11 protein-coding genes are annotated in these 11,034 nt (G+C 73.7%); 2 read left to right on the top strand and 9 right to left on the bottom strand.

Annotation, left to right across the window (positions count from 1 at the left end; all coding sequences use genetic code 11):
- Positions 1-106: 106 nt before the first annotated feature.
- Genes AB0G02_RS19255 through AB0G02_RS19240 form a run of 4 tightly spaced genes read right to left on the bottom strand, consistent with a single transcriptional unit; the run spans position 107 to position 2,470 of the window.
- Complete coding sequence (locus tag AB0G02_RS19255) at positions 107-352, bottom strand: hypothetical protein (protein ID WP_360796008.1); 246 nt, start codon at positions 350-352, stop codon at positions 107-109.
- A complete protein-coding gene (locus AB0G02_RS19250; protein WP_360796005.1) occupies positions 349-624 on the bottom strand; it encodes a YbaB/EbfC family DNA-binding protein in 276 nt (91 codons plus the stop codon). Before AB0G02_RS19250 ends, AB0G02_RS19255 begins: the two co-directional genes overlap by 4 nt.
- A complete protein-coding gene (locus AB0G02_RS19245) occupies positions 621-1,640 on the bottom strand; it encodes a CHAP domain-containing protein (protein ID WP_360796002.1) in 1,020 nt (339 codons plus the stop codon). The genes AB0G02_RS19250 and AB0G02_RS19245 overlap by 4 nt, the downstream gene beginning before the upstream one ends.
- Complete coding sequence (locus tag AB0G02_RS19240; RefSeq protein ID WP_360795999.1) at positions 1,640-2,470, bottom strand: transglycosylase SLT domain-containing protein; 831 nt, start codon at positions 2,468-2,470, stop codon at positions 1,640-1,642. The genes AB0G02_RS19245 and AB0G02_RS19240 overlap by 1 nt, the downstream gene beginning before the upstream one ends.
- A 108-nt stretch (positions 2,471-2,578) precedes the next feature.
- Between AB0G02_RS19240 and AB0G02_RS19235 the strand changes: the two genes are divergently transcribed.
- Positions 2,579-3,925 (top strand): replication-associated recombination protein A, encoded by a 1,347-nt coding sequence (locus tag AB0G02_RS19235; RefSeq protein WP_360795996.1) that lies wholly within the window; start codon positions 2,579-2,581, stop codon positions 3,923-3,925.
- A 40-nt stretch (positions 3,926-3,965) separates the two neighbouring features.
- Positions 3,966-4,694, top strand: coding sequence for a methyltransferase domain-containing protein (locus AB0G02_RS19230; RefSeq protein ID WP_360795993.1), 729 nt, complete (start codon positions 3,966-3,968; stop codon positions 4,692-4,694).
- Between the two features lie 50 nt (positions 4,695-4,744).
- On the opposite strand, the gene AB0G02_RS19225 is transcribed toward AB0G02_RS19230, so the two are convergent.
- The 5 genes from AB0G02_RS19225 to AB0G02_RS19205 all read right to left on the bottom strand — a co-directional run.
- On the bottom strand, positions 4,745-6,490 hold the full coding sequence (locus AB0G02_RS19225) for an IucA/IucC family protein (RefSeq protein WP_360795990.1): 1,746 nt from the start codon (positions 6,488-6,490) through the stop codon (positions 4,745-4,747).
- Complete coding sequence (locus AB0G02_RS19220; protein ID WP_360795987.1) at positions 6,483-7,826, bottom strand: SidA/IucD/PvdA family monooxygenase; 1,344 nt, start codon at positions 7,824-7,826, stop codon at positions 6,483-6,485. Before AB0G02_RS19220 ends, AB0G02_RS19225 begins: the two co-directional genes overlap by 8 nt.
- Positions 7,823-8,401: a GNAT family N-acetyltransferase gene (locus AB0G02_RS19215; protein WP_360795984.1), complete on the bottom strand. Its 579-nt coding sequence runs from the start codon at positions 8,399-8,401 to the stop codon at positions 7,823-7,825. The genes AB0G02_RS19220 and AB0G02_RS19215 overlap by 4 nt, the downstream gene beginning before the upstream one ends.
- Complete coding sequence (locus AB0G02_RS19210) at positions 8,398-10,119, bottom strand: IucA/IucC family protein (protein WP_360795981.1); 1,722 nt, start codon at positions 10,117-10,119, stop codon at positions 8,398-8,400. The genes AB0G02_RS19215 and AB0G02_RS19210 overlap by 4 nt, the downstream gene beginning before the upstream one ends.
- Positions 10,116-11,034, bottom strand: a 919-nt coding sequence (locus tag AB0G02_RS19205) for an aminotransferase class V-fold PLP-dependent enzyme (protein ID WP_360795978.1), incomplete at its 5' end; no start/stop codon positions are given. The genes AB0G02_RS19205 and AB0G02_RS19210, both read right to left, overlap by 4 nt.

The following is an 11,034-nucleotide window of genomic DNA, read 5'->3' as shown; positions in this document are numbered from 1 at the left end:
CTCGCGCTCTGAACGTAGGAGTCTCGCGAGAGTCCTACATTCACGTCGCGCGTGTCCTACGTTCGGAACGCGCGTGTCCTACGTTCGGGACACGCGAGTTGAACGCTCAGGACGTGAGCAGCTCCGGCGGCACGACGTCGGCCAGCACGGACATGCCCTCCGCCAGCGCCTCCGCCGCCGCCTCGTCGACCAACCGGCGCACGACCGCCGCCAGCTCGGCCGGCCGCACGGCCAGCGCCTCCCGCATGAACGACAGGTCGACGAGCTTGCCGTGCAGGTCGACCACCACCGTCACACCGGACGCCGAGGCCTCCCGCCGCACGGCGTCCAACCGCTCCCCGAGCCCCATCACACCCGCCAAGTCTCGGGAGTCGTGTCCTCGACCGACTCCTCCATCCGCGTCTCCACTGCCAACCCGAGCGCGCTCACGTCACCCAGAGCGCGCTGCACGCGAGCGTTCGCACGTGCGGTCGCGGTATCGACCAGGTCCAGGATCGCCTTCGCCAGCTGCGACTGCCCCAGCCGCAACGACCTCGAGTCCAGCACCAGGTCGCGCAACCCGCCGCCGGGCCCCACCTCCACCGCGATCCCGGTGTCCGGGTCGTGCGCGTGTGCCGTGATCACGGGTGCACCCCTCCGTAGAACGTCGCCGAGCTGAGCCGGTGGGTGTTGCGCCGGACGCTGTCGCCGGAGTTGCCCTCGATCAGCGTCACGGTCCCGCCGGAGACCTTCTCCACGATCCCGATGTGCTTGCTGGTCGCCGCGCTGCTCGGCCCGGTGCCGAACAGCAGCACGTCACCCGGCCGCACGGCCCCGAGGTTCGTGTACGCCTTGCCGTGCTTCTGCCCCCACCGGAACACGTCGCCGGTGAACGGCAGCAGCGGGATGTCCACCCCGGCCTTGCGCCACATCGCCGTGGCGAACGACGAGCACCACGCCGCCGTCGGGCCGTATGGGTTGCGGTTGCTGCCGGGCGGGTTCTCCCGCGTGCCCAGTTCGTGCCGCGCGGCCGAGATGATCGTCCGGGAACGGCCGCGGGCACGGGCGTGGGAGGGCTGGGTGTGGCCGCGGGTGCGCTCGGGCCGGCCGTCCGCGACGCCGTCGTGCTCGACCTCCTTCTCCAACGCGCGCAGCTTGCGGGCGGCGTCCTCCAGCTCGCCCCGCGTGTGCCGCACGGCCGCGGCGGTCTCCTTGGTGTACTTCGGCTCCAGGTCCGCCGCCTGGGCCACGGCCTTGAGCAGCGCCGCCTGCGTGCCGACGCTCTTGCCGGTCTCCAGCAGCCGGGCCGCCGTGTCGAGGTACTCGTCGACGGCTCGCCGCGCCCGCTCGTGCCCGGTCGTCAACGCGCTGGACACGCCCGCCACGATCTTCTCCGCGTCACGGGCGGCGTCCGCGGTCACCCGCACCTGCCTGGCCAGCCGGTTCGAGCGCTTCTCGAAGCCCTCGGAGTTGTCGCCCTTCCAGTGCTCCAGCACCGTGCGGGCGGCCTTGCGCTGGTCCTCGTGCTGGTCGGTGAGGCCGGACGCGGTCTGGTGCAGCGCGTACTGCACCTTCACCGCGTCCTCGGCCTTGCCCGCCAACGAGTTCCGGTGGCCGATCATGCTCTCGGCGAAGTGCCGGGCCATCGCTCGGGTGTCCACTACCCTTCCCCTCCACCGCTGATGCCACCGCTGCCACCGCTACCACCACTGCCGGCACGCCCACCGTGCCCGCCGCGCCCGCCGCGCAACGAGTGGGCGATGTCGTCTTCCTGGTCCTTGTACGAGTGCGCGGAGCGACTGGCGGACGTGGCCAGCGCGTCGGTGTTGTGCGCGACCGCCTTGACCTGCTTGCGCAGCGCCGCGCCGAAGTTGTCCAGCGCGTCGGCGAACCCGGACTGCTTGCCGAGGTGCCCGAAGCTGTCGTCGGCGATCTCCCGCACCTCGCGGACGTGCCGACGGCCCAGCGCGGTGAGGTCGTCCGCCGAGTTGCGCGTGCGGCGCGCGTAGTCCCGCAGGACACCCACGTCCACCGAGAACCCGCCACCGCGCGAGCCGCCCCCACCATGCGAACCGCCACCGCGCGAACCACCACCGCCGGACCCGCCACCGGAGCCGCCGTGCTTCATCGCCTCCACGCCTCGACGGGCCTCGTCGAGGTGGTGCTTGTACGCGCCGTTGGTGTACGTGCTCCACGGCGTCCAGGAATGACCGTCGCCGGAGATCTTGTTCGCCGCACGGGCGTTCTCCGCCGGGTCGAACAGCTCCCGGTTCGAGTCCAGCCCGAACTCGCGCCGCCGCGCCGGACCCATCGCGCCGAGCATGTTGATCTGCCACAGCCCGTAGGAGTCGTCCGGCGGGGTGGAGTTGTGCGCGCGCGGGTCGCCGCCGGACTCGGCCAGCGCGACCGCCACCGCGATCGTCAGGTCCTGCCCGCGGAACCCCGCGTCGTGCGCGTGCCGGGCGATCTGCTCCGGACTCAGCTTGCTCATGCGGCCACCTCGCTCATGCCGCACACCCTGCACCGCGCGCCACCTGCGGCGGAACCGCCGTTGCACGCTCGGACAGCGGCTGTGCACGGGGGAGCTACAGTCGAACACGTGAACGAGGGCCTGTTCGACGACGGCTTGTTCGGGGTCGACCCGGAGGAGAAGGCTGCGCGCATCGCCGCCAACGCGCCGCTGGCCGTGCGGATGCGCCCGCGCACCCTGGACGAGGTGGTGGGGCAGGACCACCTGCTCGGCCCGGGCGCCCCGCTGCGCAGGCTGGTGGAGGGCTCCTCGCCCGCCTCGATCATGCTCTACGGCCCGCCGGGCACCGGCAAGACGACCCTGGCCACGCTCGTCTCCCAGGCCACCGGCAGGCGGTTCGCCGCGCTGTCGGCGCTGTCGGCGGGCGTGAAGGAGGTGCGCGCGGTCATCGAGGAGGCCCGCCGCCGCCTGGTCCGCTCCGGCGAGTCGACCGTGCTGTTCATCGACGAGGTGCACCGGTTCTCCAAGACCCAGCAGGACGCGCTGCTCGGCGCGGTCGAGGACCGGATCGTGCTGCTGGTCGCGGCGACGACGGAGAACCCGTTCTTCTCGGTCGTCTCGCCGCTGCTGTCCCGGTCGCTGGTGCTGCAGCTGCGCCCGTTGACCGACGACGCGGTGCGCGTGCTGGTCAAGCGGGCGATCGAGGACGACCGCGGCCTCGGCGGCTCGATCACCGTCGAGCAGGAGGCGGAGGACCACCTGGTCCGGCTGGCCGGCGGTGACGCCCGGCGCGCGTTGACCGCGTTGGAGGCGGCGGCGGACGCGGTCGGTGACGGGGGCGTGCTCGACCTGGCGACGGTGGAGGCGACGGTCGACAAGGCGGCCGTGCGCTACGACCGGCAGGGCGACCAGCACTACGACGTGACCAGCGCGTTCATCAAGTCCATCCGCGGTTCGGACGTGGACGCGGCGCTGCACTACCTGGCCCGGATGATCGAGGCGGGCGAGGACCCGAGGTTCATCGCCCGGCGGCTGGTCATCCACGCCAGCGAGGACGTCGGCATGGCCGACCCGACGGCGTTGCAGACCTGCGTGGCCGCGGCGCAGGCGGTGCAGCTCATCGGGCTGCCGGAGTGCGCGCTGAACCTCGCCCAGGCGACCGTCCACCTGGCCACCGCGCCCAAGTCGAACGCCGTGACGACCGCGATCGGGGAGGCGATGTCCGACGTCCGCGGGGGTGCGATCGGCTCGGTGCCCGCGCACCTGCGCGACGGCCACTACGCGGGCGCGGCCAAGCTCGGCAACGCCCAGGGCTACCGCTACCCGCACGACGTGCCGGAGGGCGTGCTGACCCAGCAGTACCCGCCGGACGACCTGGTCGGCCGCGACTACTACCAGCCGACCGGCCGCGGCGCCGAGCGCGTGATCGCGGAACGGCTGCCGAAGCTGCGCCGCGTGGTCCGGGGCCAGGAGTAATTCCATTTCCGATCCGCGCGCGTTCTGACACGGTGTGGCCGTGACGGACGCACCGCTGAACGGCCACGCCCTGCTCGACTTCAACTCCCCGCTCTCGGACGCCAAGGCCTTCGACCTGATCGCGAGCCTGCACCTGGGGGAGGGGCAGCGGGTGGTCGACTACGGCTGCGGCTGGGCGGAGCTGCTGCTGCGCGCGGTCGGGCAGCAGCCGGGCGTCGCGGGCCTCGGCGTGGACAGCGACGAGCACGCCATCACGCGCGGCCTGGCGAACGTCGAGGCCAGGGGCCTGACGTCGCGCGTCGCGCTGGAGTGCGCCGACGTCACCACCTGGCAGGCGGAGCCCGCGGACGTGGCGATCTCGATCGGCGCGTCCCACGCGTGGGGCGGCACGAAGGGCACCCTGGAGGCGATGCACGCCCGCGTCCGCCCCGGCGGCACCCTCCTGCTCGGGGACGGCTTCTGGGAACGACCGCCCGGCGCGCGGTCGGTGGAGATCTTCGGCGAGGACGGGTTCGTCCCCCTCCCGGACCTGGTCGACCTGGCGATGAGCTGCGGTTACCGCCTGCTCTCCCTCACCACCGCGACCTTGGACGAGTGGGACGGCTTCGAGTCCCGCTGGTGCGCCGCCCGCGAGCGCTGGCTGCTCGACAACCCCGACCACCCTCAAGCCGACGAGGTCAGGGCGGTCGTCGACGACCACCGCGACGGCTGGCTCAAGGGCTACCGGGGCGAGTTCGGCTTCGCCTACCTCACCCTGGCCCGCCCCTAGTGCTCCGGCCGCCGCGTCCGGCCGGGGATACCGGTCGAGGCGGTCGACCCTCACCAGCCGTCGAGGGGTGCGACCGGCGTCGCGTCGTGCAGGGGGTTGGGCAGGGTGCCCGTCTCCGGGACCGGGGGACGGGCGGTCAGGTCGCGGTAGCCCGAGGTGATCCGGTAGCTGTTGAGCGGGTAGCGCAGCAGCTCCGGCGCGGTCAGGGAGCCTGCCTCCATCCGGGCGGCCAGTATGGGGAAGCGGTTGCGGTAGGCGTCGACCTCGCCGCGCACCATGCCCCAGAAGCGGTCCTCCGGCAGGTCCAGCAGGGTGGACAGGGGGCGGAACACGCCGACCAGCAGGGCGTCCACGACGTACTGCCGCAGCACCGGCCACGGCTTGCGCGGCAGCACGGGGTCGTGGGTGTCCGGCTCCAGCCCGCGCGCGGGCACGCGGTCGACGGACACGTTCACGTCGTCCACCAGGTCGAGCAGGGCGACGCGGAGCGGCACGTCGTCCTCGTCGGTGATCACCACGACGTTCTCGCCGTGCGGGTTGAACGTGATCCCGTAGGTGTAGAGCACGTGCAGCAACGGCCGGAACAGGGCGCGCAGCAGCGCCGCGAACCACACCGCCGGGTCGGTGTCACCGACGTACTCCGCCACCAGCGGCCGACCCGCGCGGTCCACGTGCAGCAGCGCCGCCAACGACCACGAGCGCTCACCGGGCCGCAGCGCCACGGGCGCGCGCCAGATGCACCCCATCGTCTCCAGCCACTGGTACGGCACGTCACCCGCCCGCGACAGCCGCGGGTGCCGCACGGTCACCGAGGCGACCTCGCCCAGCAGCTCCGTGCCCCACTCCGCGATCAGCTTGTCCGACCGCCACAGCCCGGCCAGCCACTGCGTCACGACCGGCGCGGCCAGCGTGCAGTGCGGCGGCAGGCCCCGGTACACCGACGTGTTCAGCACCCGCAGCGGCAGCTTGACCTGGTACCGCGTCGGTGAGTCCACGTTGGACATGGTGCGGATCGCCTGGGTCGGCAGGTACCAGTCCGGCGCCTCGCCCAGCTCCACGATCCGACCGGTGGCCAGCTCCGGCGCCCACAGGGTGCGCACGACGTGGTCGAGCTGCCACGGGTGCGCGGGCAGCCACACGTAGGCCGCCGGGTCGACCCCGGCCTCCTGCAACGCCTCGGTGAACCGCTCGACCGTCATCGGGTCCAGCTCCCGCGCCCGCACGCCCTCCTCCGACAGCTCGGACGTGCCGCGGAACTCCGCCAGCCCGCGGTGCACGGCCAGCCACGGCAGCCGCACGGGCGTGCGCGCCTCGGGGCTGTGCCGCGCCAGGTCGTCCGCCGAGAACCCGACCCGCCCCTTGTTCGCGATCAGCCACGGGTGCCCGGTGAGGTGCCCGTCCAGCTCGGCCCGGGGCAACGACGCCAGCTCCGCCGCCGGCCACGCCGTCGAGGCCAGCGCCACGTCGGCGGCCAGGGTCGCGGTCACCTCCGCCAGGAAGCCCGCGGTCGTGGCCGGGTCGACCCGCAGGAACCGGAACGCGTCCACCACGAACAGCTGCACGTCGTCGCACGGCTCGACCACGTCGTCACCGAGGATGCCGGTCGCGGCCCGGCGCACCGACCCCGGCTCCACCACCCACCCGCCGAACGCCGTCCGCGTCGCGGAGAACAGGTAGACCGCGTCGTCGAACCGCAGCTCGTACCCGCCGGTGGGGGTCAGCAGCCCCTCGAAGCACAGCTCGCCGATCGCCTTCGCCAGCAGCGCCGCCGAGCACTCGCGCCACAGGTCAGTCACCGTCGTCCCCCGATCGTCCGTCGCGCCCGGACCGCCCGTCCCGTCGGCCCCCGTCGTCTCCCGGAGCGCCGAAGCTGGTGTACGCGGTGTGCTTGGGCAGCCGGTAGACCTCGCGGCCGGTGACCGCGTTGACGATGGTCGCGTTGCGCACCGCCCCGATGCCCAGGTCCGGCGCGGCGACGCCGTGGCTGTGCAGGTCGGCGTTGGCCACGAACACCCGGCCCGTGACGGACGGGTCCAGCGCGATCGAGTGGTCGAGCGCCACCACGTACCGGCCCTGCTCGTCCCGGCGCACCAGCGGTTCCAGCGGCGCCAGGAACGGCGTGGGCGCCTGCCCGTACCCGGTGGCCGCCACGACGAGGTCGGTGTGGTGCCGGAACGTCCGCCCGGTGTCGCGGTGCGCGCACGTCAGCACCACCTCGCCCGACTCGGCGGACGTGGACGACGACGTGACCGCGACGCCCGGCCGCAGCTCCACCGGCGCGAGCCCGTGCTCCCACTCCCGCCGGTACAGCAGGTCGTGCAGCTCCTCCAACGTCTCCGCCGAGATCGCCCGGTAGTGCCGCCAGTGCTCGGCGCGCACCGCGTCCCGCCGGTCCTGCGGCAACGAGTGGAAGTGCCGCACGTAGGACGGGGTGGTCATCTCCAGCACCAGCTTGGTGTAGTCCAGCGGCGCGAACACCGGCGTGCGGGTCAGCCACGTCACCGCCGGTCCGCCGTCCAGGTTGCGCCGCAACAGGTCCAGCACGATCTCCGCACCGGACTGCCCGGAACCGACCACGGTCACCCGGTCCGCGGTCACCTCCCGGTGCAGGTACGCGGAGCTGTGCACCAGCCGGTCACCGAGGCCGGTCAGCGCGGTCGGCACCGACGGCGTGGTGCCGACCCCGAGCACCAGGTGCCGGGCCTCCACCGAGAACCCCGCCCCCGACACCCCCGTCCCCGACACGACGAACCGGTCGCCCGCCCACCGCACGGACGTCACGTCGTGCGAGAACCGCACCGGCAGCCGGGACGCCGCCCACCGCAGGTAGTCCTCGTACTCGCGCCGGGTCGGGTGGAACCTCTCCCGCACGTAGAACGGGTACAGCCGGTCGGCGTCGCGCAGGTAGGCCAGGAACGACAGCGGGTGCGTGGGGTCGACCAACGTCACCAGGTCGGCCAGGAAGCTCACCTGGAGCAGCGCGTCGCCGAACATCATCCCGCTGTGCCAGCGCAGCTCCGGCCGCGCCTCCAGCACCACCACGTCCAGGTCGTCCACGGTGGACGCCAGCGCGGCCAGCCCGAGGTTGAACGGGCCGCACCCGATCGCCACGACGTCCGCGGGCGCGCTCACCGCGTGCACACCATCAGCACGGCGACCTTGTCCGGCAGCAGCACCTCGCCCACCGGCGCGAACCCGCCCGCGGTGAACGAGCTGATCGCCCGCCGGTTGCGCACGTCCGGCTCCAGCAGCACGCGCGTGCACCGCGGATCGGCCTCGAACAGGGCCGCGGTCAGCACCGGCAGCAGCCCGCGCACCAACCCCTGGTCGGTCATCGACAGCTCGCCCACGGCCACGTGCAGCCCGAGGTCGTGCGGCCGGGCGGGGTAGACCTGCCCGACCGCGTCCCGCGCCGCCCGGTACACCTCCAGGTACATCACCGGGTCGTCACCCCGGCTGACCAGCACCGGCATCGAGTGCAGGCCGGACAGCTGCCGGCGCAGCTCCTGCTCCCACTGCTCGCGCGGCCACGCCTGGTGCCAGAACGCGGCCACGTGCGGCGCCTGCATCCAGCGGTGCACCAGGTCGAGGTCACGGCTGTCCGGGTCGACCGCGCGGGCGTGCCAGCCGCCGGTGAGCACGGGCAGCGGGGGACCGGGCACGGCGGACAGGTCGTCGGTCGGCCGGTAGGCGTCGAGGTGGGTCACCGGGCGCACCTGCCCTCCCGCAACGGGTTGGGTGCGTCGAAGTAGACCGACTGCGCGTCCAGCGGGGCCAGCACCTCGTCGATGCCGGCCAGCCTGGTCGACAGGTTCGCCTTGCACGGCAGCACGTCCGCCTCCAACCAGCGCCGGGCCAGCCGGTCGCCGTCCGGGCCCGCCTCGGCCAGCGCCGGCAGCGCCGCCTCCAACCGGCCCGCCATGACGTCGAGCAGCCGCCGTTCGTCGGCCAGCCCCTCCACGCCGATGCAGCCGATCACCGCGAGCGCCTGGTTGCGCAGCAGGTAGTAGGTGAGCCGGTCGTCCACGACCGCGTCGTCCACCACGGCCAGCGTCGACTCCTCCACGCCCAACCGCTCCAGCACGGCAGGCAGGTGCGAGGCCGCCAGGTAGTAGCCCTGGTTGTCCCGGTAGCGCCCGCCGACCACCCGGCCCGCCGGGTCCAGCCGCACCAGCGTGTTCTGCTGGTGCGCCTCCAGCCCGATGCCGGTCTCCGCGTACAGCCGCAGCATCGGCACCAGCACGCGGTCGGTGTAGTCGGCCACCCACTCGGCGGCGTTGAGCCGCAGCACCAGCTCACCGAGCAGGGACCGGCCGATGCCCGGCCGCGGCGCGACCATCCCGGCCAGGCACCGGGAGTCCCCGATGTCCGGCGGCGTCTCGCGCACGGCCACGTCCAGCCCGGTCACGTCGCCGCCCTCGTCCACCGCGAGCCACGCCGGGTCGCGCACGACGCTGAACTCCGGGTGCGCCTTCTCCGTGCCCGCCGCGTACCCGGACTCCAGCAGCAGGTGCACCTCCGACCCGCGGCGCAGCTCGGTCGACGTCGACTCGCGCCGCGAGTTGGTGATCCGCAGGCCCAGCGACAGCTTCAGCATCACCGGCGAGCCGGTCCGGTACACCGTGCGCAGGCTCGACGTCGGGGACCACGCCGGCCCGAACTCGCCCAGCGGCTCCAGCAGGCCGCGCGAGACCAGCGACGCGATCCGCGGCCGGCGCAGCAGGTCGTGCGCCTGCCACGGGTGCGCGGGCACCAGCACCCGGCCCGGCTCGGGGCTGCGCCCGGCCAGCTCCGACATCACCGTCACCGCGTCCGGCCCGGCCACCGAGCCGTGCGACACGACCTGCTCGGCCGCGGAGAACCAGAACAGCGGGAACGACCCGCGCAGCTCCGGCGCGTACCGGGCGTCGTCGGCGTCGGACAGGCCGTCCCGGCTCTTCGGCGCGGGGTGGTGCAGGTGGCCCAGCAGCAGCCGCTGCTCGCTGTCCAGGAACCGGTCCGCCGGACCCACCGGCACCCGCCGCCGGTAGTCCACGTACGCGGTGACCCGGCGCACCGACTCGGCCGTGCGCTCCACCAGGTCGGCCGCGTGCTCGCCGGTGACGCCTTCGGCGGTCGTCCCGCTCGCGGCTCCGGCCGAGGCGAGTTCGGCGCCCACCAGGGCCGCCACCACCACCGGGTCGGCCGGTCTGCCCGCCAGCGTGACCGGCCCGAACCGGTGCCGCCCGGTCGGTGACGCGTACCGCACCTCCGCCTCCAGGGGCAGCCCGAGCAGGTCGATCCGCAGCCGGTCGTCCGCCTCCCCGGTCTTCGACGGGACGGGCACCGGCACGTTCCGCTCCCGCACCCAACAGCGCAACAACGCCTCCAAGTGCGCGTGCTCCGCGGTCGACCGGGGGTCGCCCTCCAGCGGATCCGCTCTCATGCCGCTCCTTCCAACAGTCGTTCGGCGGCCGACCCGGCCTCGCGGACCAGCGCCAGCAGCGCGACCAGGTCCGACTCCGCGGCGTTCGGGTTGAGCAGGGTCAGCTTCAGGCAGGTCGCCTTGTCCACCTCGGTCCGGCCGATCAGCGCCGCGCCCGCGTGCAACAGCGCACGGCGCAGCCGCGCGTTCACCTCGTCGCTCAGCGCCTCGTCCGCGGGCCGGTACCGGAACACCACCGTGGTGAGCGTCACACCGCCGACCAGCTCGAACGCCGGGTCTGCGGCGATCAGCGCGGCGGCGTGCCCGGCCAGCTCGTGACACCGGTCGACCAGCGCGCCCAGCCCGGCGCGGCCCAGCGCGAGCAGCGTCGCGGCCACCTTCACCGCGTCCGGCCGGCGGGTGGTCTGCAACGTGCGCCCCAGGGTGCCGTCGTAGCCCTCGGCCCGGTCGTCCTCGGGGTTGAGGTAGGCCACCGACCGCTCCAGGGGCGCGAACAACGACGCCGAGCGCACCAGCAGCACGCTCGCCGCGGCCGGCTGCCAGCCGATCTTGTGCAGGTCCGCGGTCACCGAGTCGGCCAGCGCCAGGCCGTCCACCAGCCCGGCGAGCTTGGTCGAGAACACCGCGCCGAAGCCGTAGGCGGCGTCCACGTGCAACCACGTGCCGTGCTCGCGTGCCAGGGCGGCCAGCTCGGGCAGCGGGTCCACCGAGCCGAAGTCCGTGGTGCCCGCGGTCGCCACGACGGCCACCGGTGTGCCACCGGCCCTCAGCACGGACGCCAGCGCGTCGGGCCGCATCCGCCGCCGCGAGTCCACCGACACCGGCCGCACGGCGTGCTCACCGATGCCCAGCGCGGCGCACGCCCGCGCCACCGAGAAGTGCGCGAGCTCCGAGCAGAACACCACCGGGTCGGGC

Origin of the sequence: Actinosynnema sp. NPDC023658 (assembly GCF_040639995.1) — a bacterium.
Classification (GTDB): domain Bacteria; phylum Actinomycetota; class Actinomycetes; order Mycobacteriales; family Pseudonocardiaceae; genus Actinosynnema.
The sequence above is the reverse complement of the archived record's forward strand: the minus strand, read 5'-3'. Positions and strand labels throughout refer to the sequence as shown.

Coding starts and splice junctions, on each gene's coding strand:
- AB0G02_RS19240 (WP_360795999.1), bottom strand. CDS start 2,470: ATGAGCAAGCTGAGTCCGGAGCAGATCGCCCGGCACGCGCACGACGCG.
- AB0G02_RS19210 (WP_360795981.1), bottom strand. CDS start 10,119: ATGAGAGCGGATCCGCTGGAGGGCGACCCCCGGTCGACCGCGGAGCAC.